Source organism: Zoogloea sp., from assembly GCF_041904905.1.
Taxonomy (GTDB): domain Bacteria; phylum Pseudomonadota; class Gammaproteobacteria; order Burkholderiales; family Rhodocyclaceae; genus Zoogloea.
This window is the reverse complement of record NZ_JAYRMI010000014.1, coordinates 35,948-60,953: the sequence shown is the minus strand read 5'-3', so window position 1 is coordinate 60,953 and position 25,006 is coordinate 35,948. Positions and strand designations below refer to the sequence as shown.

Here is a 25,006-nt window from a genome sequence, read left to right as displayed (position 1 = left end):
GGGGGGTGCGGGGGGGGGGTGGGGGGGGGGTTTCCGGGGGGGGGGGGGGGGGGGGGCCGGGGGGGGGGCCCCCCCCGCCGGTCAGGCCTTGATCTTGAAGCTGGCGGCGTACTTCTTCGGGTCCTTGCCGTCCCACACCACGCCGTCGATGAGCTTGGAGGTGCGGAAATCCGACTTGGGCACCGGCGCGCCGACGATGCTGGCGGCCTGCTTGTACAGATCGGTCTTGTTGATGGCCTTGGCCACGGCGAGGTAATCCACGTCCTGCTTGAGCAGGCCCCAGCGCTTGTGCTGGGTGAGGAACCACATGCCGTCGGAGAGGTAGGGGTAGTTCACTAGGCCGTCGTTGTAGAACTTCATGTAGTTCTTTTCGGACCAGCTCTTGCCCAGGCCGTTTTCGTACTGGCCGATCATCCGGCTGCGGATCACGTCCACGTCGGTGTTCACGTAGCTCTTGGCGGCCACGGTCTCGGCGGTCTTGGAGCGGTTGGCGGCGCTGGCGTCGATCCACTTGGAGGCTTCGAGGATGGCGCAGATCACCGCGCGGGCGGTGTTGGGGTATTTGGCCGCGAACTCGGCGGTGGAGCCCAGCACCTTCTCGGGGTGGTCGGTCCAGATGTCCTGGGTGGTGACGGCGGTGAAGCCGATCTTGTCGACGATGGCGCGCTGGTTCCAGGGTTCGCCCACGCAGTAGCCGTCCATGTTGCCCACCCGCATGTTGGCCACCATCTGCGGGGGCGGCACGACGATGCTCTTGACGTCCTTGAGCGGGTCGATGTCGTGGGCGGCCAGCCAGTAGTAGAGCCACATGGCGTGGGTGCCGGTGGGGAAGGTCTGGGCGAAGGTGTATTCCTTCTCCTTCTTCGCCACCAGCTTGGCCAGCGACGCGCCATCCACCGCGCCCTTGTCCTTGAGGCCGTTGGAGAGGGTGATGGCCTGACCGTTGTTGTTGAGGGTCATCAGCACGGCCATGTCCTTCTTGGGGCCGCCGACGCCCAGGTGCAGGCCGTAGATGAGGCCGTACAGCACGTGGGCGGCGTGGAGTTCGCCGTTGGCGAGCTTGTCGCGCACGCCGGCCCAGGAGGCTTCCTTGCTGGGGATGATCTTGATGCCGTACTTCTTGTCGAAGCCCATCACCGAGGCCATCACCACGGACGAACAGTCGGTCAGCGGGATGAAGCCGATCTTCACCTCTTCCAGTTCCGGTTTGTCGGAGCCGGCCGCCCATGCGCCGCCCGCGGGGATCATCGTACCCATCGCCATCATCCCTCCGAGGCCAGCCCCAGCCTTGAGAAAGCCGCGGCGGGAAAGAAACTTGTCGTCGAATTGCTTGCTCATCGCTCGCCCCTGATCGTGAAATCGAAAGTTCAAAAAAAAAACGGGCGCCACATCTCCCCGCAATGCACCGCGAGGGGATGGACGCCCTTGTCCAAGTGAGATCGCCTGATCAAGTCGGGCCGCCGTTGGTCCGACTGAACGACTTATAGCGAGGAGCGTGCCAGCGCCGGCAAACCCTTGATTTACATCAACTACTCCATTTTTCCGTGAAACCTACCCCCTTTTGGGTATCACCTGTCGGACGCAGCCATGCACTGTTGCAGTGCAGCAGCCGGTGGCGTCGCACCACGGCGGATCATCGCCCGCGCCACCGCGGCGCCATGCCGGGCCGCCCAATGGAATCGGGGCGGAGACGCCCTCGCGCCTCCGCCCCGATTCGATGCCCCGCCCAAGGGGCCACTACCACCTTCGGGTTATCTCATAGCAGCAGGTTGGACATGTCGATCACGTCCTGGGCCACGTCGGCCAGCTTGCGCCCGCGCTCCATCGCCAGTTTGCGCAGCGCGTGGTAGGCGGCGTTCTCGTCCAGATCGCGGGCCTTCATCAGCACACCCTTGGCCCGGTCGATGGTGATCCGCTCGGACAGCCTGCGGGTGGCGTCGTCGCGCTCGGCGCGCATGTGCTGGAAGGCTTCGAACTGGGCGATGGCCACCTCGACCAGCGCGTCGAGCCGCTCGGAGGACACGGAATCAACCACATACGACGACACGCCGGCCTTCACGGCGCGGCGGATCATCTGGGAATCGGCGTCCTGGGAGAACAGCAGCACCGGCCGCGGGCAGTCCCGGTTCATGATCGCGAGGTGTTCCAGGGTGTCCCGGCTGGGGGAATCGGCCTGGATGAAGATCACGTCGGGCTTGGTGTTCAGCACCTGATCGGACAGCTCCAGGGCGCTCGACAGCACCGCCGCCACCTGATGACCGGCCAGCGCGATCGCCGAACAGACATCGGCAGCGCGCTCCCGTGAGGAATCGACAACCAGCACTCGTAACATGGGGAATCCGGATGAAAGACAGTACCCTCCAACCCCAGCAAGAAGCACGCCACCCCGGCCGTTCGGCGGGGCCCGGCGCTCACATCGTGCAGTCGAGGATCAACACCGAGACGTCGTCCCCAGCCGCCTGACGCCCCAGGTGACGGGTGAGCGCCTGACGCAGCCCGCCAACCCGCACGTTGCGCGGCGCGCCCTGCAGGGCAGCCTCCAGGCCGCGCAGGCCGAAGGCTTCGCCGCTGGCGTTCTCCGCCTCGGTAAGCCCGTCGGAGCACAGCACGATCTGCGAGGCCTCGTTCCACACGAAGGTCTCGTGGGCGATGCCGGCCTCGTCGGAGAGCAGGATGCCCAGCGGCAGCTGGCGCGACACGAAGCGCTGGACGACCTTGCCGTTGTCGTCGATGCGCAGCACGTCGGGCACGCCGCCCACCCAGATCTGCCCGGTGTGGCTGGCCGTCTCCAGGCGCACCAGCGAGGCGGCCACGAAACGCCCCTTGGGCAGCAGCCCGCACAGCAGGCCGTTGAGTTCGGTGACCAGCTCGGTGAGGGACTGGTTGCCCGCCGCCGCCCGGTAGAACGCGCCCAGGGCCGGCAGCACGCTGACCGCCGCCGCCAGCCCGTGGCCGGTGGCGTCCGCCAGCATGGCGTAGAGCGCGCCCTGGGGCGAGCGGGCCACTGCCACCACGTCGCCCGAGAAGTTGCGCGCCGGCATCACCGCGTACTGCACCGCGCTGTCGCGCAGCCAGTCGCTGCGCACCTGGCGCTCCATGATGGCCATCGCGAGTTCCTGCTCGCGCTCGGATTCGTCGTGGTAGCGCTGCAGCCGCGCCGCGTCCTCGGCCAGCTGGCGCTGGATGCGGCGCATCTCGGAGACGTCCCGCACCACGCCGATGAACATCCGGCGGTTGGGCAGGGCGATGTCGGAGACGCCCAGCTCGAGGGGAAACTGGGTGCCGTCCTTGCGCACGCCGGAGAGTTCGCGGATCTGCCCGATCACATGCTTCTCGCCGGTGCTCAGGTAGCGGGCGAGGTAGTCGTCGTGGCGGTCCCGGTGGGGCTGGGGCATCAGCATCCGCAGGTTCTGGCCGACCATCTCGTTGGCGGTGTAGCCGAAGATGTGGGTGGCCGACCGGTTGACCGACAGGATGGTGCCCTTCTCGTCGGCCGAAATGATGCCGTCGATGACCCCGTTGGCCACCGCCCGCACCTGCTCGAGCGAGCCCGCCAGACGCCGCTGCATGTCGAGCAGGCGGCGCAGGGCCTTGAAGCGCGCGGCAAACACCGGGAAGGACAGGGGTTTGGCGAGGTAGTCGTCGGCGCCCACCTCGAGGCCGTGGACGATGTCGCCCTCGCCCGACAGCGCCGACAGGATGACGATGGGCACCCAGTGGTCGTCCGCCATCGCGCGGATCTGCTTGATGGCCTCGAAGCCGTCCATGCGCGGCATCATCAGGTCCATCAGCACCACATCGGGGGATTCCATGCGGAACAGCTCCACCGCCTCCACGCCGTCGGTGGCGTAGATCGGCGTGCAGTTCAGGTGGGAAAGAAAGGCCCCCACGATGGTTCGGTTGGATGCAATGTCGTCGGCGACCAGCACCCGAAGCGGATTCTCAGCCATCAGAAGCTCTCTACCATTGGCAGGCGGCGGCGCGGGGCCGGCGCCGGGGGAATCGGTGGGCGACCGCAAGCGGCACGCCGGATGAGCGGGCAGGTCATCGCGCGGCGCCCCCGCCGGCGCGCACCCGCGGCACGGTCACGATGACCACGTTGCCGGGGGGGATGTAGGTCAGGCTCGAGAACGAGAGCTGGCGCGACAGGGCGATGCCCCGGCCGTTGGGCGCGAAGGCGCGCTCGGGGTCGAAGTCGAGGAAGCGTCGCCAGTCGAAGCCCGGCCCGTCGTCGGCGATCTCGAACACCCAGCGCTCCTCGTCCCGCAGCACGCGCAGGCGGACCGCCTTGCACACGTTCTCGGGCAGCGCCAGCCGGCGCTCGACCTCGCTCTCCCAGCGATCCGCCTCGCGCAGGCGGCTCTTCTCGGCGAAGTCGATGCCCAGGTTGCCGTGCTCGACCCCATTGACCAGCAGCTCCGACAGCCCCATCGCCAGCGTCTCCGGCTGGGGCCCCAGGAGCGCCACGAAGGACGCCAGCTTGTGGGCCTCCTGCAGCGTGCGGATGACGAACTCGCCTTCGCCCAGAAAACCCAGCGCCAGCGCGTGATCGGCCAGGTTGGCGCTGAGTTCCCGGCGCGTCCGCATGTCGTCGAGGGCCGAGCGGATGATGGTCTGCAGGGCCTCGCCCTCGAAGGGCTTGGTGAGGTAGTAGAACGCCCCGGCGGCCAGCCCCTCGCGGATCTGCTCGGGCGAGGTCGCCGCCGTCTGCATGATGACCGGGATCGACTGCAGGCGCGGGTCGGCCTTCATGCGGGTGAGCACCTGGATGCCGTCCATGCCCGGCATCATCCGGTCCAGCAGCACCAGGTCGAAGCTGGAGTCGGGCCGCTCCAGCTCGGCCCAGGCGGCCTCGCCGGATTCCACCATCACCAGCTCGAAATCCATCTCATCCAGGTATTCGGCCACGATGTCGAGGTTGAACGGCTCGTCATCCACGACCAGTATCTTTGCCATGCTCATCAGACTTCTCCCTGCGCCGCCAGTGCGGGCGGCATCTCTTCGGCCCGAACGAAGGCCGGCAATTCGACGATGAACTCCGCGCCGCAAGCGGGATTGTTCCGGGCGGAGATCCGCCCCCGGTGCGCCTCGACGATCTCGCGGCAGATCGCCAGCCCCAGACCCGTTCCGCCCGCCCCGGTGCGGGTGCGCGAGCTTTGCACGAACTTGTCGAAGACAGCCTCCAGTTCGCCGGCCGGGATCCCGATGCCTTCGTCGGACACCCGGACGACGACCGCCTCGCGCCCGTCGGGCAAGGCGCCCGCCCGGACGGACACGCGGATCGTCCGCCCCTCGGGGGTGAACTTGACCGCGTTGGAAAGCAGGTTACGGGCCACCTGGCCGATCCGCGCCCGATCGGCGCGGCACAGGGGCAGCCCGTCGTCCACCGTCAGCTCGATGTGCTGGCGCCGGGCCTGGACCTGCAGCTCGAACTCGGCCACCACCTCCGTCACCACCGCGGGCAGGCTCACCGGCTCCAGATTGAGGACCATCTGCCCGGCCTCCAGCTTGGAGAGGTCGAGCAGATCGTTCACCAGCAGCAGCATCCGCTCGCCGCTCACCCGGATGCGGTTGAAGTAGCCGCGTAGCTTCTCGTGGCCGGCGCTGGCGATCCGTGTCTCGCCCAGCTTGGCGTAGCCCAGGATGCCGTGCATCGGGGTGCGCAGCTCGTGGGACATGTTGGCGAGGAAGACCGACTTGGCCTCGTTGGCCGCCTCGGCGGCGTCCTTGGCGGCCTGCAGATCCTTGGTGCGCTCATCCACCAGGGTGGCCAGGTTGAGGTTGTGGTCGAGGATCTGGGCCTCCCAGGCCTTGGCGTCGTCGATGTCCGAGTGGGTGCCGATCATCCGCAGCGCGCGTCCGTCGGCGCCCCGCTCCACCACCAGCCCGCGCACCCGCACCCACATGTAGCGCCCCGACTGTGCCCGCACCCGCACCTCGCGGGTCAGCATCGGCGTCTCGCCGCGCAGGTGGGCACGCCGCGCCTCCAGCAGGCCCGGCAGATCCTCCGGGTGGACCAGCGCCGCCCAGCTGGCGTGATCGTCCGGCATCTCGTCGACGGCGTAGCCAAGCATGGTCTTGCAGCGATCGGAGCGGAACACCCGCCCCTCGGCGATGTTCCAGTCCCACACCCCGTCGCCGGCGCCGTCGAGGGCGAACTGCCAGCGCGCCTCGCTCTCCCGCAGGGCCAGTTCGGTTTCCTTCAGGTCGGTCATGTCGCGGATCACCAGCAGGGTGCCCCCGGTACGCACCGACCGAAGCCGAGCCTCGAAGTGGCGCAACCGGTCGGCGCCCCGCCGCGAGGAATACTCCAGCCGCTGAACCTGCCCGCTGCAGGCCGCCGCCTTGGCCGCCGCGCAGAAAGCGCGCGCCGTGCCGGACGACATCACCTCGTCGAGCCGCTTGCCCAGGAAATCCTCCGGCAGCATCGCCAGCTCGGGGTTGTCGCCGTGGTAGCGCACGATGCGCAGGTTGCCGTCGAGCTGGAAAAGCATGTCGGGCATCGCGGCGATCAGGGATTCGTTGGTGGCGTTAGCCTCCTGCACGGCCCGCTGCTCCTGCTTGCGCTCGGTCACGTCCTCGACGACCACCCAGCGCAGGCCGCCCTCGCTGCCACCCACGACCGAAGTCATCACCATCACCGGCACCCGCGCGCCGCTACGGTGGAGAAGCTCCTTCTCGTAGGCCTCGGCCCGGGCGCCCAGGCAGGCCTCGACCACCGCCCGCGCATCCCGCGCCGCGTACTCGGGGGGCGTGAGCACCGGCGGCGACGCACGGCACAGCTCATCCTCACTGTAGCCGACGATCCGGCAGAATTCAGAGTTGGCCTGCAGATACCGCCCCTTGCCGTCCACCATCGCCATCCCGAGGGACGCGTGGCGGTAGAGCGCATCGAGGCGGGCGTGAGAATCGATGACCTCCTGCTGGGCCCGGCGCAGCCCGGTCACGTCGGCCATCGCGCCTGCGGTGCGCTCCGGCTTGCCGCCCACCCGGAACTCGGTCTTGCCGGCCACGTGGAACCACCCCACGCTGCCGTCGATGCGCACCACCGGCAGCACGCAGTCGAGGGGGCCGCGGCCCCGCAGGTGGGCACGCAGGGCCGCCAGGAACTCGTTCCGGGCGGGCCGCGCCAGATGCCGCAGCAGCTGGCGGGCGCCGCGCGGCAGGCCGCCTTTCGGGTAGCCCAGCAGCGTGTCGCAGCGGGGCGAGAGGAACAGCCGGGGCTGTCCGGCCTCCCACTCCCAGATCCCTTCCTCGGTGGCCGACACCGCCAGTTCGAAGCGCTTCTCGCTCGCCCGGTACTCGGCAGTCATCAGGTCGGCCAGATCCCTCGCCCGCTGCTGCTGCCCCGACAGGCTGGCCAGCAGGAAGGCCAGCAGGCTGCTGCCCACCGCGCCCCCGATCGCCACCAGGGTCGAGGCTGCCACCACGCCGGCCGGCGGCGGAGGCGCCAGGGACAGCCGCCAGCTGCGCCCGCCGAAGCCGGCGGTGCGGACTTCCGAGAGCGGCGCCGACTCGTCGGCGAGATTGCTGAAAAGGAGTTGGGCTTCGCTACCGGCCACATCCTCGACGCGCAGGCCGTAGCCATCGATGGCCGCCTCGGCGAGCCCGGAGAACATCCGGCGCACGTCGATGCCCATCGCGATCAGGCCGTCCTGGCTGTCGGTGGGGCTGATGTCGTCCGCGGCGCGGGCCACCCGATAGACCAGCACCGCCGCGCCCTTCTGGGCCTCGCCCAGGGCGCGCATCGCCACCCGCGCGCTCATCGCCATGCCCCCATGCCGCAGGGCCTCGTCGATGGCGAGGCGGCGGACCGGGTCTGCGTAGCCGTTGTAGCCGATGGCCTGGCCAGTCTGGGCGTCGAGGGGCCACAGGTAGACCACCGGGTAGGCCACCGTGGACGGCCCCCCGTCGGCGGGCGGCAGCACCCGCACCTCCCGCTCGTAGGCAGCGCTGAGCAAGGCCTCGATTGCCGACACCCGGGCGGCGTCGACCCGCCTCACCAGGCTGATCGCCACCACTTCGGGCAGCGCGTCGGTGGGCTTGATGCCGGCCACGTAAGTTTCGAACTCGCGCTTCTCGACCAGATTCTGGGCCGAGAACAAGCCGGCCACCCCGCGCAGGATGAAATCCACCTTGCCGAGGCGCTCGTTGAGCTGGTGCAGCAGCCGGTCGGCCGCCGCGGCGTGGCGGACTTTCTCGAGATCCCGCTCGTGATCGCGCAGATGCGCCCACACCAGCGCGGTGACGATCAGCCCGAGGGCGAAGGTCACGAGAAACCAGCGGCCCTCCACAAAAGGCGAAACGCCGCTTGATCGGAGGGCCCGCTCAAAGCTGGATGAAGGGACGTGTCTCGGGCTCATTACCCGAAGTGAACGGCCCCACGCCACAAAGCTTGAGGACTCGCCCCAAGCTTTGCAGGGCTGTCGGGATCAGGCGCAGCCGATGCTGTCCTTCACCCCGAATTTGCGCAGGATGTTCTCGAGCGGGCAGAAACGGGTGAAGCCGCTCTGGAACAGATTGACCCCCACGAAGGCGGTGAACCACAGGAACTTGCTGCTCACGAACAGGGGGCTGCCTTCGACGCCGAGGGCCAGGGAGATCAGCACGAAGGCGCCGGCGAAGATGCGGACGAACTGGTTGACGGTGAGGTTCATGAGGCTTCTCCTTCGGTTGCGGCGCGCCGCTTGTGGGTGGCCGCGTAATACAGGACAGGAATGACGACCAGCGTCAGCAGGGTGGACACCAGCACGCCAAACACCAGGCTGATGGCCAGCCCGTTGAAGATCGGGTCGTCGAGGATGAACAGCGCGCCGATCATCGCCGCGAGGCCCGTGAGCCCGATGGGCTTGGCGCGCACCGCGGCGGCGTGGATGGTGGCTTCGGCAAGGCTGGTGCCGGCCGCCACCTGCTGGTCGATGAAATCCACCAGCAGGATCGAGTTGCGCACGATGATCCCCGCCAGCGCGATCATCCCGATCATGCTGGTGGCGGTGAACTGGCTGCCCAGCAGCGCGTGGCCGGGCATCACGCCAATGATGGTGAGCGGGATCGGCGCCATGATGATGAGCGGCACCAGGTAGCTGCGGAATTGCGCTACCACCAGCACGTAAATCAGCACCAGCCCCACCGCGTAGGCGGCGCCCATGTCGCGGAAGGTCTCGTAGGTGATCTGCCATTCGCCGTCCCACTTGATGGCGTAGGCGGCGTAGGGGTCGTCGGGCTGGTGGATGAACCACTCGTCCAGCACCCCGGCCAGCCCCGCGCCCACCAGCGGCAGGTTCTTCACCTGGCTGCGGATGTCGAACATGCCGTAAAGCGGCGAATCCAGCTTGCCGCCCATGTCGCCGGTGACATAGACCACCGGCAGCAGATCCTTGTGGTAGATCACCTGCTCGCGGCGGGTGGGCTGCACCTGCACCAGCTCGGACACCGGCACCAGCGCGCCGCCGGCCTCGGGCAGGCGCGCCCGCACCTTCATCTGGAGGATCTGATCCACCGTGGACAGGCGCTCCGGCGGCAGGGTGAGGCGCACCGGCAGCTCGTACTTGTTGTCGCCGCCGTGCACGGGCGTGACGTTCTCGCCGCCCAGGCCCAGGCGCACCACCTCGACGATGTCGGCCTGGGCCACCCCGAGACGCGCCGCCTTGGCCTGGTTGACCCGCAGCACCAGCTTGGGCGCAGCCTCGTCCACGGTGTCGTCCACGCCCACGATGTCCGGCGTCGCCTCAAAGACCTTGCGCAGGGTGCCCGCCACGGCCACCTGGCCGCCGTAATCCGGGCCATACACCTCGGCCACGATGGGCGACAGCACCGGCGGGCCGGGCGGCACCTCGACGACCTTGGCGTTGCCGCCGTGCTTGCGGGCGATGGCGGCCACCGCGTCGCGCACCGACACCGCGATCTCGTGGCTCTTGCGGCTGCGCTGGTGCTTGTCCGCCAGATTGACCTGGATGTCGCCCATTTCGGGCAGGGCGCGCAGGTAGTACTGGCGCACCAGCCCGTTGAAGTTGATCGGCGCGGCGGTGCCGGCGTAGCTCTGGAAGTCGGTCACCTCCGGCACCTTGGCCAGCTCGTCGCCGATCTCGCGCAGCACCTCGGCGGTGGTCTCCACCGGCGTACCCACCGGCATGTCGAGCACCACCTGGAACTCGCTCTTGTTGTCGAAGGGCAGCATCTTGAGCACCACCAACTGCACCGCCGCCAGCGACACCGACAGGGCAATCGCCAGCACCACGCCGAACCACAGCTTCATCCGCGCCCGGCCGCCGGTGCGGGGGTCGAGCAGCGGCGTCATGATGCGGCGGAACAGCGCTTCGAGGCGCCGGGTGAGCTTGTCCGGCCCGTGCCCGGCGGTTGCCTCTCCGTGCCCGCCGCCGGCCATCAGCTTGCCCGCCAGCCACGGCGTGACGACGAAGGCCACCGCCAGCGAGATGAACATGCCCATCGACGAGTTGATCGGGATGGGGCTCATGTACGGCCCCATCAGCCCGGAGACGAAGGCCATCGGCAGCAGCGCCGCGATCACCGTGAAGGTGGCCAGGATGGTTGGCCCGCCCACCTCGTCCACGGCCCGGGGGATGAGCTGCCACAGGGGCGTGGCCGGCTCCAGGGTGTGCCAGCGGTGGATGTTCTCCACCACCACGATGGCGTCGTCCACCAGGATGCCGATGGAGAAGATCAGCGCGAACAGCGATACCCGGTTGAGGGTGAAACCCCACGCCCACGAGGCAAACAACGTGGCCGCCAGGGTGAGGGTGACCGCCACGCCGACGATCGCCGCCTCGCGCCGGCCCAGCGCGAAGAACACCAGCAGCACCACCGCCGCGGTGGCGAACACCAGCTTGCCGATCAGCTTGTCCGCCTTCTCGGTGGCCGTCTGGCCGTAGTTGCGGGTCACCGTCACCTCGACCCCGTCGGGCACGATGCTGCCCTTGAGCTGCTCGATCCGGCGGATCAGGCCGTCGGCCACGTCGGCGGCGTTCTCGCCGGGTTTCTTGGAGATCGACAGGGTGACCGCCGGGAAACGCCCTTCGGCCTCGTAGCTGGCCGGGTCGCCGCTGTCGGAGCGCCCGCTCCAGCCCTTGCCCAGGCTGTTCCACACGTAACGCGAGGGCTGATCGGGGCCGTCCACCACGGTGGCCACGTCGGCCATCGTCACCGGCCGGCCGCCGGAGACGCCCACCACCAGCCGACGCACGTCGTCGGCGCTCTCGATGTAGGTGCCGGTCTGCACCAGCACCTCCTGGTTGCGGTCCACCAGCGCCCCGCTGGGCTGGGAGGCGTTGGCCAGCAGCAGCGCGCCTTTCAGATCCTGGGGCGTCAGGCCGTAGGCGTTCATCCGGCCGGCGTCCATCAGCACCCGCAGCACATGGCCGGGGCCGCCGACGGTGCTCACGTCCCGCGTGCCCTTGACGCGCTTGAGTTCCACCTCGGCGGCACGCCCCACCTGCTGCAGGTCGAAGGCCGACCGGGCCGGGTCGCGCGTCCACAGGGTGAGTGCCACGATGGGCACGTCGTCGATGCCCTTGGGCTTGATGACCGGCTCCGCCACCCCCAGCTCGGGCGAGATCCAGTCCCGGTGGCTGTGGATGGTGTCGTACAGGCGCACGATGGCGTCCTGGTTCTTCACCCCCACCTTGAACTGCACGGTGACGATCGCCATGCCCGGGCGCGACACCGAGTACACGTGATCCATGCCGGCGATGCGCGACAGCACCTGCTCGGCCGGCCGCGCCACCAGCGCCTCCACGTCCTTGGCGGAGGCGCCGGGGAAGGCCACCATCACGTCGGCCATGGTCACATCGATCTGCGGCTCTTCTTCCTTGGGGGTGACGAGGGTGGCAAAGACACCCAGCAGCATCAGCACCAGGGCGAGGAGCGGGGTGAGCGCGTTGCGCTGGAACAGCGCCGCCGTGCGGCCGGCGATGCCCATCGGTCCGGAGGTCGTCATGATTCAGCGCGCCGCCCGAAGAAGGCCGGCGCGTATCGGATCGAGAGCCACCGCCTCACCGCCGGAGAGCCCGGCCAGCACCTCGACGCTGCCATCCGCGAGGGGGCTGCCCACCCGCACCTGGCGCAGGCGGAACCCGCCCTTGTCGTCGGCCACATAAACGCCGGTGATCTCGCCCCGGCGCAGGATCGCCCCCGCCGGCACCGCCAGCCGCGGCGCCTCGCCCACCGCAAAATGCACCCGTGCCGCCATGCCCGGCACCACGCCGGAGGCATCGGCCGGCAGGCTCACCCGCACCCGCGCAGTGTGGGTGCGCGGATCGGCCGACGGCAGCACGGCGATGGCCGCCGCGTCCAGCCAGCGGCCGCTCTCGGGGAACTCGACCTTCGCCTTCAGGCCGGCCTTGCCCAGCTCGGCCAGCCGCGACTGGGGCACATCGACCACCGCCCGCAGGCCGCCCGGCTCGTAGACCGACACCAGCGGCCGGCCCGGCTGCGCCATCTCGCCGGCTTCGGTGAGGCGCTGGGCGACGACGCCGTCGATGGGCGAGACGACCGTCGCGAACCCGCGGGAGGCATCCACCTGGGCCCGGGCCGCTTCGGCCGCCTTGTGCTGGGCCGTGGCCGAATCGAAAGCCGCCTGGGCCTGATCCACCGCCGCGGCGCTGATGAAGTTGCGCGCCTTCAGGCTGCGGGTGCGCTCAAGGCTGGCTCGGGCCTCGACCACCCGGGCCTGGGCCGCCGCCACGTTGGCCGCCGCCGCCGCCACGGCCTGATCGGCCTCGCGGGTGTCGATGCGCATCAGCACGTCGCCGCGGCGCACCCGGGCGCCGGCATCCACCCGCGCCTCCAGCACCCGCCCCTGCACCTGGGCGGCCACGGTGGCCTGACGGACAGCCTCGATCGTCGCCTCGCTGGCGTAGGTCTGGGCACGCGCCTGCATCCCGACGCGCAGGGTGGGCACATCGCCCGCCGCCGCATCGGCCAGCGCAGGAAGAGGAGAAAGCGCCAACCCGGCCACGAGCAGGCCGGAAGCGAAAAGGGGGCAGGATGAACGGTATCGGAACATAATATAAGAATACACTTATATTATGTTCCGTCAAGCGGGCGGCGCGGCCCGCCGGGGGCGGCCTGGGCTCAGGCGGCCAGATCGAGCGCGGCCAGCCGGCGCACCACGCCCTCCACGCAGCGACCACCCTCCAGGAACACCAGATCGGGGAAGGCCAGCATCCGGGCGATGGCGATGCCACGGCCGTGGGGCTCCACCGAGCGGGCCGGGTTGAGGTTGAGGAAGGGCGTGGGATCGAAGCCGTTGCCCTGATCGCGGATCAGGAAACGCACCTCCCGCGGCCGCAACTCCACCCGCAGGTAGGCAAAGCGCTCCAGGTAGGCCGGCGCGTCGAGCAGGCGCTCGACCTCGTTGCGCCAGGCGCCGCAGCTCATCAGCTCGCCCTTGCGCACGAAGCCCAGGCCCAGGTTGCCGTGCTCGACCGCGTTGAGCATCAGCTCGGACAGGGCGATCTGCACCATCTCGGCCTCGGGGCACAGGCCCGCCACCAGCTGCGACAGCCCGGTGACATCCTCCAAAGTGCGGAACGGGAAGTAACCGCCCGCCGGGGCGCTCACCCCGCCCCAGGGCAGGGCCAGCGCCGCGGTGAGGGCCTGGCGCTCGAAGGGCTTGACGAGGAAGCCCGACACCGTGGCGTAGAGCCCGCTCTCGACCGACAGCAGGTCCTCGGCCTCCACCAGCAGGGTGACCTGCACGCCGGCGTGCTTGAGCACCGCCAGCAGCTCGAGCGAGCAATCGTCCGGCGACGCATCGACGATCACCCGGTCGGTGAGCGCCAGCTCGTCGGGAAAGCGCAGGTGCGCCTGCGCGCAGGCAAGCTGGATGCACTCATACCCGGCCGGCGTCAGCCAAGCCTCGATCTGTCCTGCCAACCGGGGGTCGCCCCCCACCAGCCAGATGCGACTAGCCATCGAACCCGAGACCTCCCCTGTTTTCAGACGGCCGGCGACGAAACGCCAGCCCCCGCTGCATGCACTGCCATCGCCTGCACCACCCCGGCGTCCTCGCCGACCGCGGTGACCAGCGTTATCCGGCACTCCGGATGCCTCGCCTGCACCGTCTCCATCAGCGCCGGCACATCGCGCTTGAGGTGCCCGCCCTGGGCCAGGAACAGCGGCACCACGCGCACCTGCCGGGCGCCGGAGGCCGCCGCGGCCTCGACCGCCTCGACCAGCGTCGGCGTCATCAGCTCGAGAAAGGCCACGCTCACCAGCGCGTCCGGGCGCAGCCGGCGGGTTTCCTCCGCCACCCGCTGAGCGGGCAGCGCCCAGTTCGGGTCGCGCGCCCCGTGGGCAAACAGTACGATTGCTTCCTGCGACATCCATTGCTCCTGTGTCCGGCCGGATTGCCGGCCCACACTATCGATCAACCCGGCCGATCCGCCAAGCGCCCGCACCGGAGGGCGACGGCGCCCTCGTGGGTCATCGCCTGGTCGTTACAGGATGTTAAACCGTGAAAAGCCTCGTCCATCCTCAATTCCGCGTTCCCACCCAACTTCCTGCAGCCATGTGTGAAATAGTCCCGCCCGTCACCCAAGTCATTACTAAAGTTATAGTCACCGGCACCGCCGCGATGCTGCTCTCGGCCAGTGTCCACGCAGGGTTCCGGCCCGAAGCCGTGCCCGGCGGCGTGGCCGGGATCATCGTTGCTCCGGCTGGCGCCCCGCGGCCCGAAGTCCGCTACGAGGGTCGCCCGGTGCTGTTGGTTCCGCAGCGGGACGGCTGGCGCGCCCTGGTCGGCCTCTCGCTCGACACCCCGGTCGGCGAGCGGACCCTCGACATCGGCCCGGAAGGGCAGTCGCGCCCGCTGCGCTTCGACGTGACGCCCAAGGACTACCCGGTCCAGAAGCTGACCATCAAGAACCCCAAAATGGTCACCCCCGACCCCACCGACGTGGCCCGCATCGACGCCGAACGCAAACGTCAGCTGGAGATCCGCAGCCAGTTCCGCGACGTGCCGGTGCCCCGGACCGACCTCGCCCTACCCGCCGAGGGGCGCCTGTCGAGCCGCTTCGGGCTGCGTCGGGTGTTCAACGGCGAGCCCCGCGCGCCCCACACCGGGCTGGATGTGGCGGTGCCCGCCGGCACCCCCATCCGCGCGCCCGCCGACGGCGTCGTCACCCTGGTGGACGACCTCTATTTCAACGGAAAGACCGTGTTCGTGGACCACGGCCAGGGCTTCGTCAGCATGGTTTGCCACCTGGACCGGGCCAGCGTCGAAGCCGGCCAGCCGGTGCGCCGGGGCGAGATGCTGGGCTTGTCGGGCAGCAGCGGGCGGGCCACCGGCCCCCACCTGCACTGGAGCGTCTACCTCAACGGCGCGGCGGTGGACCCGGCGCTCTTCATCGCCCCGCCGCCAGCGCGTTGATCGCCCGCGCCGCGGCAAACAGCCCCACGCTGGCGGTCACCGTGACGATGGAGCCGAAGCCGGCGCAGTTGAGGCCGGCCGGCCCCGCCACGACGCCCCCCGCCGACGCCTCGCAGGCCGCGTCCGGCGCCGGGTAGCGCAAGGGCTCGGTGGAGAACACCGCCTCCACGCCGAACTTCTTCTTCGGATCGCGGCTGAACCCGTGAGCCTTGCGCAGCTGGCCGCGCACCTTGGCCAGCAGCGGGTCCTGGATCGTCCGCGACAGGTCATCGACGCGGATCTGGGTCGGATCGATCTGCCCGCCCGCCGCGCCGCAGGTCACCACCGGCACCCCCGCGCCGCGGCAGAAGGCGATCATCGCCACCTTCACCCGCACCGCGTCGATGGCGTCGATCGCATAGTCGAAACCCGCGCCCAGCAGCCCGGCGCAGTTCTCGGGCGTCACGAAGTCGTCCACCACCGTCACCCGGCAGGCCGGGTTGTAGCCGGCGATCCGCTCGCGCATCGCCTCCACCTTGGCCTGACCGAGGGTCGCGTCGCTGGCGTGGATCTGGCGGTTGATGTTCGACTCCGCCACGTGATCCAGGTCGATCAGCGTCAGCCGGCCCACGCCGCTGCGGGCCAGCGCCTCCGCCGCCCACGAGCCCACCCCGCCGATCCCCACCACGCACACCTGCGCCGCCGCCAGCCGGGCGCGTCCGGCCTCGCCATAGAGGCGTGCCAGGCCGCCAAAGCGGCGGGAGTCGTCGGGGGCGGAGAGATCGCGGTCATCCATGGCGGCAAGGTTCCGGAGAAGGCGCGCAAATATAACCGAGCGAGGGATAATCGCGGCCATCCATCCGCCCAGGCCCCCACCATGCCCCGCTACAGCCACATCCTGTTCGACCTCGACGGCACCCTCATCGACTCTGCCCCGGCCATCCTCGCCAGCTTCCGCGACGCCTTCGCGCGGGCCGGCATCGCGCCCGTCGTCGCGATCGACGACAGCATCGTCGGCCCGCCGCTCGTCGAGACCCTGCAGCTGCTCGCCGGCTCCACCGACGCCGCGCTCATCGACCGCCTCGCCGACGGCTTCAAGGCCAGCTACGACACCGAAGGCTACAAGGCCACCGCGCCCTACGCCGGCGTCGGCGAGATGCTCGCCGGCCTCAAGGCCGCCGGGCTCCGCCTCGCCATCGCCACCAACAAGCGCATCCACCCCACCCGGCTGATCCTCGAGCACCTGGGCTGGCTGGGCCACTTCGAGCACATCTACGCCCTCGACCTGTTCTCCCCGCGCCTGCCCCACAAGGCCGCGATGATCCAGCGGCTCCTCGCCGATCACGCCATCCCCACCGCCACCTCGATCTACATCGGCGACCGCAGCGAGGACGGCGAATCCGCCGACGCCAACCGGCTGCCCTTCCTCGCCGCCACCTGGGGCTACGGCAGCATCGCCCCGGCGGAAATGCCGGCTCACTGGCGGGCCGTCGCCACCCCGGCGGCGATGCAGGCCGCGCTGCTCGCCGACTGAATCCGCATGGCATTTCGGGCGAACTTTCGCTAGACTCCGGGGCTTACAGATTTTTGCACTCGTCGATCCCGGCCCCCGCCGCCCCCAGGAATGATCCGCATGCGCGTTGCCCACCTCCCCGTCCGCCGCAGCCTTGGCCCCGTGCTGCTGGCCACCCTGCTCACCGGCCTGCTGGTCAGCGAGCCCGCCGACGCCCGCCGCGTCGGGGGCGGGCGCAGCAGCGGCATGACCCGCTCCATCAGCCTCGACGAAACCCCCTCTCGCCCGGTCACGGTGCGCAGCACCGCCATCCACGGCAACAACAACTACGTCGCGCCGGCAGCGCCCAGCCACGCCGTCGCCGACATCGGCCGGGAGAGCGCCTTCCTGCTCCGCCGCGTGCAGCTCGAATCCCAGCTCGAAGCCCGTCACCAGCGCATGATGGCCGCCAAGCTGCGCGGCAGTGAGGAAGCCACCGCAGCCGCCACCGCAGCCGCCGCCGCGGCCACCCCGACAGCGCCCGCCGCCCTTCAGGTGCCCGCCGCCGCCCTGCCGACCGTCCGCACCGTGCGCCACGCCGACCCCGAGTTCAACCGCTTCACCGCCCTGCCCGTGGTGGCCAGCGCCTGCGAGATCAAACCCGTGATGCGCGACGACGACTACATCGCCTGCGGCGCCACGCCGCCCGAATCCCCCATGGGCAACCGGCGCTGACCCCGCGCCGGCAGAATAGCCCCCTCTTTTCCCCCCTGTTCCGCCCTAAGCCCGCCCCCCGCCACGCATAACATCGTCCCCATCCCCCATGGAGCGACGATGAAAGCCGTGATTCTCGCGGGTGGCCTCGGCACCCGCATCAGCGAAGAGACCGTCAACCGCCCGAAGCCGATGATCGGCATCGGCGGTCGGCCCATTCTCTGGCACATCATGAAGATCTACTCCGCCCACGGCATTCACGACTTCGTGATCTGCTGCGGCTACATGGGCTACGTCATCAAGGAGTACTTCGCCAACTACTTCCTGCACATGTCGGACGTCACCTTCGACATGACCCACAACCGCATGGAGATCCACGAGCGCCACGCCGAACCCTGGCGCGTCACCCTGGTGGACACCGGCGACACCACCCAGACCGGCGGCCGCCTCGCCCGGGTACGCCAGTACGTGCAGGACGAAGACGCCTTCTGCTTCACCTACGGCGACGGCGTGGCCGACATCGACATCGGCGCCGAGATCGCCTTCCACAAGGCCCACGGCAAGCTCGCCACGGTGGCCGCGGTGCAGCCGCCGGGCCGCTTCGGCGCCCTCAAGATCAAGAGCGGCGGCTGCGTCAGCGCCTTCGTCGAGAAGCCCCTGGGCGACGGCGGCTTCATCAACGGCGGCTTCTTCGTGCTCTCGCCCAAGGTGCTCGACTACATCGACGAAGGCGACCGGACCATCTTCGAAGGCCCGGTGATCGCCCAGCTCATCGCCCGGAAGCAGCTCGCCGCCTTCCAGCACACCGGCTTCTGGCGCCCGATGGACACCCTGCGCGACAAGACCCTGCTCGAAGAACTCTGGCAACGCGGCGAGGCCCCATGGAAAACCTGGTGACCCCCGCCTTCTGGCGCGGCCGGCGAGTCTTCGTCACCGGCCACACCGGCTTCAAGGGCGGCTGGCTCAGCCTGTGGCTGCAGGAGATGGGCGCCGACGTGCACGGCTTCGCCCTCGCCCCCGCCACCGACCCGGCCCTCTTCGACGTAGCCGCCGTCGACCGCGGCATGCACTCCACCCTTGGCGACGTGCGCGACTACCCGGCGCTCCTCGCCGCGATGCAGGCGGCGCAACCCGAGGTCGTCCTCCACCTTGCCGCCCAGCCCCTGGTGCCCCTGTCCTACCGGGCGCCGGTGGACACCTTCGCCACCAACGCCATGGGCACCGTCCACCTGCTCGAAGCCTGCCGCCACGTGGCCGGCATCCGGGCGATCGTGGTGGTCAGCAGCGACAAGTGCTACGAGAACCGCGAGCAGATCTGGGGCTACCGCGAGACCGACCCCATGGGCGGCCACGACCCCTACTCCGCCAGCAAGGGCTGCACCGAGCTGATCGTCGCCAGCTACCGGCGCGCCTTCCTCGCCGCGGCGGGCGTCGCCCTGGCCAGCGCCCGCGCCGGCAACGTGATCGGCGGCGGCGACTGGACGCCCAGCCGGCTGGTGCCCGACGTGCTCGCCGCCTTCGGCGCCGGCCAGCCCGTCACCCTGCGCAACCCCGGCGCGATCCGCCCCTGGCAGCACGTGCTCGAACCCCTCTCCGGCTACCTCCAGCTGGCCGAGCGCCTGGTGGACGACGGCCCCGCCTTCGCCGACGGCTGGAACTTCGGCCCCGACGAGGCCGACGCCCGCAGCGTCGCCTGGGTGGTGCAGCAGCTCGCCGAAGGCTGGGGCCCCGCCGCCCACTGGGCCGTCGCCGCCACCCCCCAGGTGCACGAGGCCCACACCCTCAAGCTCGACTGCAGCAAGGCCCGCGTCCGCCTGGGCTGGCGCCCCCGCTGGCGGGCCGACGAAGCCGTGGCCCGCAGCCTCGCCTGGCATCGGGCCTGGCAGAACGGCGCCGACATGCACCGCTACACCCTCGACGAAATCGCCGCCTTCGAGACCCTCCGATGAGCCCCCTCCTCCGCCAGACCCTCACCCCCGACGCCGACGGCCGCCTTCGGCTCGACCTCGCCGCCCACCCCGAACTCGCCGGGCAGGCGCTCGAAGTCATCGTCCGCCCCGCCCGCGCCGCCGCCACGCCCCGCGACTGGCGCCCCGGCATCGACCCGGTGCCCCCCTCCGGCAAGGTGGTCGGCGACCCCGAGAAGGACGCCATGATCGACGCGGCCCTCGACGCCTGGCTCACCACCGGCCGCTTCAACGACGCCTTCGAGGCGCGGCTGGCCGAGTTCGTCGGCACCGCCTACGCCCTCACCGTCAACTCCGGCTCGTCGGCCAACCTGGTGGCCTTCTCCACCCTCACCTCGCCCAAGCTGGGCGAGCGCGCCATCCGCCCGGGCGACGAGGTCATCACCGTCGCCGCCGGCTTTCCCACCACCGTCAACCCGATCATCCAGAACGGCGCCGTGCCGGTGTTCGTCGACGCCACCCTGCCCGGCTACAACATCGACGTGGGCATGCTCGAAGCCGCCCTGTCGCCCCGCACCCGCGCGGTGATGATCGCCCACACCCTGGGCAACCCCTTCGACCTCACCGCCGTCTGCGCCTTCTGCGAGGCCCACGGCCTGTGGCTGGTGGAAGACTGCTGCGACGCCCTCGGCTCCACCTGGCAGGGCCGCAAGGTCGGCACCTTCGGCCACCTGGCCACCCTGTCCTTCTACCCCGCCCACCACATCACCATGGGCGAAGGCGGCGCGGTGCTCACCAGCGACCCGCAACTGCGCCAGATCGCCGAATCCTTCCGCGACTGGGGCCGCGACTGCTGGTGCAAACCCGGCTGCGACAACACCTGCGGCAAGCGCTTCGGCTGGCAGCTGGGCAGCCTGCCGCCGGGCTACGACCACAAGTACACCTACAGCCACATCGGCTACAACCTCAAGATCACCGACATGCAGGCCGCCTGCGGGCTGGCCCAGCTGGATCGGCTCGACGGCTTCATCGCCGCCCGCAAGCGCAACTTCGCCCACCTCACCGCCGCGCTGGCCGACGCACAGGATTTCCTCATCCTGCCCGAAGCCACCCCCGGCAGCGATCCGGCGTGGTTCGGCTACCCCATCACCCTGCGCCCCGAGGCCGGCGTCAATCGCGTGGACATGCTCCAATACCTCGACCAGCACAAGATCGGCACCCGCTTGCTGTTCGCCGGCAACCTCGTCCGCCAGCCCTCGATGGCCGGGCGCAACTTCCGCGTCGTCGGCGCCCTGCCGGTGGCCGACCGCATCATGCGCGACACCTTCTGGATCGGCGTGTGGCCGGGGCTCAGCGCGGCCCAGCTCGACTACAGCGCCGCCCTGATCCGCCAGTTCGTCGGCGCCGGGTTCTAGGCGGCCCGCCATGCCCGGCACGCTCCATCGCCCCTGCCCCCTCTGCGGCAACCCCGCACCGGACGTGCTGGCGCAACTATCGCTCCCCCAACCCAGCCACTCGCCGCTGCCATCCGGCTACCGGCTGGTGGCCTGCGCAGCCTGCGACTTCGTCTATGCCGACACCCCGGCCGTCCAGGCCGACTACGATCGCTACTACCGGCAGCTCGCCAAATATGGCGGCCCCACCGGCACCGGCGCGGGCCAGAACCCCGCGGACCAGCGTCGCCTGGAAGCGCTCGCCGACCGCCTCGAAGCGCTGCTCCCGGGCAAGGACGCCGCCATCCTGGACATCGGCTGCGGCGCCGGCGGGCTGCTCCAGGCGCTTCACCGCCGCGGATACACGCGGGCCGAGGGGCTGGACCCCGACCCGGCCGCCGTGGCCGCGGCCCGCGCCCAGGGTCTCCCGGTGCACGCGGGCCTCGCCACCGAATCCCCCGGGCTTTACGCAGGCCGCGATTTCGACCTGATCGTGCTGTCCCACGTGGCGGAGCACCTGCGCGATCTCGACTGGCTCGACGGGTTGCCCCGGCTGCTCGCCCCCGCCGGCGCCCTCTACGTCGAGGTGCCCGACCCCCGCGGCTACGACTGCACCCACCGCCCGCCGCTCTACTACTTCGACAGCGAGCACATCAACCACTTCAGCCCCCGCGCCCTGCACCGGCTGTTCACCCGGATGGGGCTGCACCCGGTCGCCTTTCCGGCCACCCCGCTCATCCTCGCCGACGGCACCCCGTACCCGGCCTTCGCCGGCATTGCCACCCAGGCCCGGACGGGCATCGATGCGCGCGGCGACGGCGACACCCCCTGCGTGGACGCCCTGCGCCGCTATCTGGCCGACAGCCTCCAGCGGGGCGCGGCCCGCCTGAGCATCCAGCCACCCATCGGCCCGGGGCCGGTGCTGGTCTGGGGCGCCGGCTCCTGGGCCCAGCGCCTGCTCGGAATGGGCACCATTCCCCTTGCGCAGGTGCAGGCCTTCCTCGACAGCGCCCCCAACAAACAGGGGCAGCTTCTTGCCGGCAAGCCGATTGCTGCCCCTGCCGATGGACTAAGTCGTCACCCGGACGCGCAAGTTCTGGTCTGCGTCGCCGTAAACCCCCATCAGATCGGGGCCGAGATCACCCGTCTGGAACCTGGCCACACCCGCAGCCTGCACTTCATCACCGAGCCAACATGAAAGTTTCCGAACGTATCGCCGACTGGCTGGCCGATCACGGCATCGAGCAGGTGTTCGCCGTCACCGGCGGCGGCGCCATGTACCTCAACCAGGCCCTGGCCAGCCACCCGCGCCTCAAGTGCACCTTCATGCACCACGAGCAGGCCTGCGCCATGGCCGCCGAAGGCTACGCCCGGATCGCCGGCAAGCCCGCGGTGGTGATGGTGACCACCGGCCCCGGCGGCATCAACGCCCTCAACGGGGTCTTCGGCGCCTTCACCGACTCCATCCCCATGCTGGTCATCGGCGGGCAGGTCAAGCGCGCCACCTGTCTCGAATACACCCCCGTACCCGGCCTGCGCCAGCTTGGCGACCAGGAAGGCCCGGTGGTCGCCATGGCCCGCCCGGTCACCAAGCTCGCCCAGAGCGTGGGCAGCCCCGAAGCCCTGGCCGAACTGCTCCCCCGCGCCCTGGCCACCGCCATCGGCGGACGCCCCGGCCCGGTGTGGCTCGACATCCCCCTCGACGTTCAATCGGCCGAGTGCCCGCCCCTGCCGGCCTTCACCGCCCCCGCCCCCCAGGCCCCGGCCGGGCTGGACGACGCCTGCCGGCAGATCGCCGCAAAACTGCGCCAGGCCCACCGCCCGCTGATCCTCGCCGGCACGGGCGTGCGCCTGGCCGGCGCCGGCAGCGCCCTGCTGGCCTTCGCCGAAGCCCACGGCATCCCGGTGGCCACGGCCTGGACCCACGACCTCATCGCCAGCGACCACCCCCTGTTCGCCGGCCGCCCGGGCACCATCGGCACCCGCGCAGGCAACTTCTGCGCCCAGAACGCCGACTGCGTCATCGTCATCGGCTCCCGGCTCAACATCCGCCAGGTGAGCTACAACTGGGACAGCTTTGCCAAAGACGCCTTCATCGCCCAGATCGACGTGGACCCGGCCGAGCTGGCCAAGCCCTTCGTCCAGCCCCATCTGCGCCTGGCCTGCGACGCCCGGCTGTTCATCGCCGCCCTCGCCGCCGCCTGCGCCGACGGCCTGCCGGACGTCCGCCCCTGGTCGGCCTGGTGCCGGGACATCCGCGCCCGCTACCCCGTCGGCGGCGCCCCCGCCGCCAGCCCGCAGCTTCACCCCTACGCCATGGTCGAGCGCATCTTCGAGCAGCTGCGCGACGACGACATCGTGGTCTGCGGCAACGCCTCGGCCTGCATCCTGCCCTTCCAGGTGGGCCGCCTGAAGGCTGGCCAGCGCATGTTCAGCAACTCCGGCTCCGCCTCGATGGGCTACGACCTGCCCGCCGCCATCGGCGCCGCCCAGGCTGGCGGTGGCCGTCGGGTGGTGTGCTTCGCCGGCGACGGCAGCCTGCAGATGAACATCCAGGAACTGCAGACCCTCAAGACCCTCGGGTTGGACGTGCTGATCGTGCTGATCGACAACGGCGGCTACCTGTCCATCCGCCAGACCCACGAGAACTTCTTCGGCCGCATCGTCGGCGCCACCCCCGCCTCGGGGGTCGAGTTTCCCGACTTTGCCCGGGTCGCCGCCGCCTACGGGCTGGAGGCCGTCAGCATCGCCACGCCGGCCGACCTGCCCGCCCTCGACGCCGCCCTGGCCCGCCGCGGCCCAAGCCTGATTGCCGCGCGGGTAGACCCGGCCCCCGGCTTCGAGCCCCGGATCAAATCCCGCGCCCTGCCCGAAGGCGGCTTTGCCACCCCCGAGCTGGACGACATGTTCCCCTTCCTGCCCCCGGCCGAGCTGGCCGCGGTGCGTGCAGAGGCGCGCAGCCTCCGCGCCTGGACGGGTGGAGCCGGCGCGTGAGCACCACCGGATTTCCGTCCCTGCGCTTCGAGGACGCCGGCGCCGCCCTGGCGGACGCACGCCGCGAGGGCGTGCTGATCTTCGGCTGCGGCAGCTTCGGCCGGGATCTCCACGCCGCCCTCGTCGGCCTGGGCATCCCGGTGCGCGGCTTCGTCGTGTCCCGCGGCGAGGCATCCCGGTTTGCCGGCTGCCCGGTGGCCCCCCTCGCGGCCCTCCCCGGCGGCTGGACCGCCCTGCCCCTGTGGATCGGCGTCTTCAATCGCGAACCCGGCGCCGATCACGCGGCCCTGGCCTCCGCCTGCGAAGCCGCGGGCTTCTCCCGCGTCCTGCTGCCCCAGCAGTACTTCGAAGCCCTCGGCGGCGGCATGGGCTGGCGTTACTGGCTCGACGAGCGGCAGGCGTACGCCGCCCACGCGGCCGAACTACACCACAGCTTCACCCTGCTGGAGGACGAACCCAGCCGCGCCCTCCTCGCCGGCATCCTGCGCTATCGGCTGGGGCAGACCCGCGGCATCCCTGGTGCGCCGGTCGCCGGCCCCCAGTACTTCCCCGACTTCCTCACCGGTCTCGCCCACCCCCCGCTGGGTTTCGTGGACGCCGGCGCCTACGACGGCGACACCCTGGCCGACGCGCAGCGCCACCTGCCCCTGCGCGAAGCCTGGGCCTTCGAGCCCGACCCGGCCAACTTCCCCCTCCTCGCCGAGCGGGCCCGGGGCCTGGACGCGCCGGTCACCTGCCTGCCCTGCGGCGTGTCCTCGGTGAATGCCAGCCTGGCCTTCTCCGGCGGACACGGCGAAGCCAGCACCCTGGGCGGCGAAGGCAACAGCCACGTCCAGGTGCTGCGCCTTGACGACTGCCTGCCCAACGCCCGGGTGGGCTACCTGAAGCTCGACGTGGAAGGGCACGAGCTGGAGGCCCTGGCCGGTGCCGAAGCCCTCATCCGCCGCAACCGCCCCATCCTCGCCATCGCCGGCTATCACCGCCGCGACGACCTGTGGCGCATCCCCGCCTGGATCGGCAGCCTCGGTCTCGACTACCGGCTGCGCTTCCGCATCCACGCCCACAACAGCTTCGACGCGGTCTTTTACGCTTACTGAGG

At 70.4% G+C, this 25,006-nt stretch carries 20 protein-coding genes; 9 read left to right on the top strand and 11 right to left on the bottom strand.

Translation table 11 applies throughout. From position 1 onward, the window contains the following. Positions 1 to 81: 81 nt before the first annotated feature. The 10 genes from ACE3N6_RS06295 to ACE3N6_RS06250 all read right to left on the bottom strand — a co-directional run bounded on the left by ACE3N6_RS06295 (position 82) and on the right by ACE3N6_RS06250 (position 14,342). The gene (locus ACE3N6_RS06295) at positions 82 to 1,338 is read right to left on the bottom strand and encodes an ABC transporter substrate-binding protein (protein ID WP_374244338.1); all 1,257 of its coding nucleotides are present in this window, start codon (positions 1,336 to 1,338) and stop codon (positions 82 to 84) included. Positions 1,339 to 1,756: 418 nt separating this feature from the next. Continuing rightward, a complete protein-coding gene (locus tag ACE3N6_RS06290; protein ID WP_374244337.1) occupies positions 1,757 to 2,332 on the bottom strand; it encodes an ANTAR domain-containing response regulator in 576 nt (191 codons plus the stop codon). A gap of 79 nt (positions 2,333 to 2,411) precedes the next feature. Then, positions 2,412 to 3,950 (bottom strand): SpoIIE family protein phosphatase, encoded by a 1,539-nt coding sequence (locus ACE3N6_RS06285; protein ID WP_374244336.1) that lies wholly within the window; start codon positions 3,948 to 3,950, stop codon positions 2,412 to 2,414. 94 nt (positions 3,951 to 4,044) lie between these two features. After that, positions 4,045 to 4,956, bottom strand: a complete 912-nt coding sequence (locus ACE3N6_RS06280) for a response regulator (RefSeq protein WP_374244335.1) — start codon at positions 4,954 to 4,956, stop codon at positions 4,045 to 4,047. A 5-nt stretch (positions 4,957 to 4,961) separates the two neighbouring features. Continuing rightward, on the bottom strand, positions 4,962 to 8,273 hold the full coding sequence (locus tag ACE3N6_RS06275) for a PAS domain S-box protein (protein WP_374244334.1): 3,312 nt from the start codon (positions 8,271 to 8,273) through the stop codon (positions 4,962 to 4,964). A gap of 159 nt (positions 8,274 to 8,432) precedes the next feature. Beyond that, entirely contained in the window at positions 8,433 to 8,657 is a 225-nt protein-coding gene (locus tag ACE3N6_RS06270) for a DUF2892 domain-containing protein (protein WP_374244333.1), read from the bottom strand. Further along, positions 8,654 to 11,953, bottom strand: a complete 3,300-nt coding sequence (locus tag ACE3N6_RS06265) for an efflux RND transporter permease subunit (RefSeq protein ID WP_374244332.1) — start codon at positions 11,951 to 11,953, stop codon at positions 8,654 to 8,656. Before ACE3N6_RS06265 ends, ACE3N6_RS06270 begins: the two co-directional genes overlap by 4 nt. A 3-nt stretch (positions 11,954 to 11,956) precedes the next feature. Continuing rightward, a complete protein-coding gene (locus ACE3N6_RS06260) occupies positions 11,957 to 12,973 on the bottom strand; it encodes an efflux RND transporter periplasmic adaptor subunit (RefSeq protein WP_374244331.1) in 1,017 nt (338 codons plus the stop codon). Positions 12,974 to 13,089: 116 nt separating this feature from the next. Continuing rightward, positions 13,090 to 13,932, bottom strand: coding sequence for an ATP-binding protein (locus tag ACE3N6_RS06255; protein WP_374244330.1), 843 nt, complete (start codon positions 13,930 to 13,932; stop codon positions 13,090 to 13,092). 23 nt (positions 13,933 to 13,955) lie between these two features. Further along, positions 13,956 to 14,342, bottom strand: coding sequence for a sirohydrochlorin chelatase (locus ACE3N6_RS06250; protein WP_374244329.1), 387 nt, complete (start codon positions 14,340 to 14,342; stop codon positions 13,956 to 13,958). A 185-nt stretch (positions 14,343 to 14,527) separates the two neighbouring features. Between ACE3N6_RS06250 and ACE3N6_RS06245 the strand changes: the two genes are divergently transcribed. Then, entirely contained in the window at positions 14,528 to 15,388 is an 861-nt protein-coding gene (locus ACE3N6_RS06245; RefSeq protein WP_374244328.1) for a peptidoglycan DD-metalloendopeptidase family protein, read from the top strand. Here the strand turns inward: ACE3N6_RS06245 and tcdA are convergent. Next, positions 15,363 to 16,163 (bottom strand): tRNA cyclic N6-threonylcarbamoyladenosine(37) synthase TcdA, encoded by an 801-nt coding sequence (gene tcdA / locus ACE3N6_RS06240; RefSeq protein ID WP_374244327.1) that lies wholly within the window; start codon positions 16,161 to 16,163, stop codon positions 15,363 to 15,365. The two genes, ACE3N6_RS06245 and tcdA, sit on opposite strands and share 26 nt — an antisense overlap. 81 nt (positions 16,164 to 16,244) lie before the next feature. Between tcdA and ACE3N6_RS06235 the strand changes: the two genes are divergently transcribed. The 8 genes from ACE3N6_RS06235 (at position 16,245) to ACE3N6_RS06200 (ending at position 25,004) form a co-directional block, all read left to right on the top strand. After that, positions 16,245 to 16,901, top strand: a complete 657-nt coding sequence (locus ACE3N6_RS06235; protein WP_374244326.1) for an HAD family hydrolase — start codon at positions 16,245 to 16,247, stop codon at positions 16,899 to 16,901. 99 nt (positions 16,902 to 17,000) lie between these two features. After that, positions 17,001 to 17,594, top strand: coding sequence for a hypothetical protein (locus ACE3N6_RS06230; RefSeq protein ID WP_374244325.1), 594 nt, complete (start codon positions 17,001 to 17,003; stop codon positions 17,592 to 17,594). Between the two features lie 99 nt (positions 17,595 to 17,693). Next, positions 17,694 to 18,470: a glucose-1-phosphate cytidylyltransferase gene (gene rfbF / locus ACE3N6_RS06225; protein ID WP_374244324.1), complete on the top strand. Its 777-nt coding sequence runs from the start codon at positions 17,694 to 17,696 to the stop codon at positions 18,468 to 18,470. Next, a complete protein-coding gene (gene rfbG, locus ACE3N6_RS06220) occupies positions 18,455 to 19,522 on the top strand; it encodes a CDP-glucose 4,6-dehydratase (protein WP_374244323.1) in 1,068 nt (355 codons plus the stop codon). The genes rfbF and rfbG overlap by 16 nt, the downstream gene beginning before the upstream one ends. Then, on the top strand, positions 19,519 to 20,895 hold the full coding sequence (rfbH, locus tag ACE3N6_RS06215; RefSeq protein WP_374244322.1) for a lipopolysaccharide biosynthesis protein RfbH: 1,377 nt from the start codon (positions 19,519 to 19,521) through the stop codon (positions 20,893 to 20,895). The genes rfbG and rfbH overlap by 4 nt, the downstream gene beginning before the upstream one ends. A 10-nt stretch (positions 20,896 to 20,905) precedes the next feature. Next, the gene (locus ACE3N6_RS06210) at positions 20,906 to 22,111 is read left to right on the top strand and encodes a class I SAM-dependent methyltransferase (RefSeq protein ID WP_374244321.1); all 1,206 of its coding nucleotides are present in this window, start codon (positions 20,906 to 20,908) and stop codon (positions 22,109 to 22,111) included. Beyond that, on the top strand, positions 22,108 to 23,907 hold the full coding sequence (locus ACE3N6_RS06205) for a thiamine pyrophosphate-binding protein (RefSeq protein ID WP_374244320.1): 1,800 nt from the start codon (positions 22,108 to 22,110) through the stop codon (positions 23,905 to 23,907). Before ACE3N6_RS06210 ends, ACE3N6_RS06205 begins: the two co-directional genes overlap by 4 nt. Then, positions 23,904 to 25,004 (top strand): FkbM family methyltransferase, encoded by a 1,101-nt coding sequence (locus ACE3N6_RS06200; RefSeq protein WP_374244319.1) that lies wholly within the window; start codon positions 23,904 to 23,906, stop codon positions 25,002 to 25,004. Before ACE3N6_RS06205 ends, ACE3N6_RS06200 begins: the two co-directional genes overlap by 4 nt. Positions 25,005 to 25,006: the final 2 nt, after the last annotated feature.

Coding starts and splice junctions, on each gene's coding strand:
- ACE3N6_RS06230 (WP_374244325.1), top strand. CDS start 17,001: ATGCGCGTTGCCCACCTCCCCGTCCGCCGCAGCCTTGGCCCCGTGCTG.
- ACE3N6_RS06285 (WP_374244336.1), bottom strand. CDS start 3,950: ATGGCTGAGAATCCGCTTCGGGTGCTGGTCGCCGACGACATTGCATCC.
- ACE3N6_RS06290 (WP_374244337.1), bottom strand. CDS start 2,332: ATGTTACGAGTGCTGGTTGTCGATTCCTCACGGGAGCGCGCTGCCGAT.
- tcdA (WP_374244327.1), bottom strand. CDS start 16,163: ATGGATGACCGCGATCTCTCCGCCCCCGACGACTCCCGCCGCTTTGGC.
- ACE3N6_RS06295 (WP_374244338.1), bottom strand. CDS start 1,338: ATGAGCAAGCAATTCGACGACAAGTTTCTTTCCCGCCGCGGCTTTCTC.
- rfbG (WP_374244323.1), top strand. CDS start 18,455: ATGGAAAACCTGGTGACCCCCGCCTTCTGGCGCGGCCGGCGAGTCTTC.
- rfbH (WP_374244322.1), top strand. CDS start 19,519: ATGAGCCCCCTCCTCCGCCAGACCCTCACCCCCGACGCCGACGGCCGC.
- ACE3N6_RS06250 (WP_374244329.1), bottom strand. CDS start 14,342: ATGTCGCAGGAAGCAATCGTACTGTTTGCCCACGGGGCGCGCGACCCG.
- ACE3N6_RS06280 (WP_374244335.1), bottom strand. CDS start 4,956: ATGGCAAAGATACTGGTCGTGGATGACGAGCCGTTCAACCTCGACATC.
- ACE3N6_RS06270 (WP_374244333.1), bottom strand. CDS start 8,657: ATGAACCTCACCGTCAACCAGTTCGTCCGCATCTTCGCCGGCGCCTTC.
- ACE3N6_RS06210 (WP_374244321.1), top strand. CDS start 20,906: ATGCCCGGCACGCTCCATCGCCCCTGCCCCCTCTGCGGCAACCCCGCA.
- ACE3N6_RS06265 (WP_374244332.1), bottom strand. CDS start 11,953: ATGACGACCTCCGGACCGATGGGCATCGCCGGCCGCACGGCGGCGCTG.
- ACE3N6_RS06255 (WP_374244330.1), bottom strand. CDS start 13,932: ATGGCTAGTCGCATCTGGCTGGTGGGGGGCGACCCCCGGTTGGCAGGA.
- ACE3N6_RS06245 (WP_374244328.1), top strand. CDS start 14,528: ATGTGTGAAATAGTCCCGCCCGTCACCCAAGTCATTACTAAAGTTATA.
- rfbF (WP_374244324.1), top strand. CDS start 17,694: ATGAAAGCCGTGATTCTCGCGGGTGGCCTCGGCACCCGCATCAGCGAA.
- ACE3N6_RS06235 (WP_374244326.1), top strand. CDS start 16,245: ATGCCCCGCTACAGCCACATCCTGTTCGACCTCGACGGCACCCTCATC.
- ACE3N6_RS06205 (WP_374244320.1), top strand. CDS start 22,108: ATGAAAGTTTCCGAACGTATCGCCGACTGGCTGGCCGATCACGGCATC.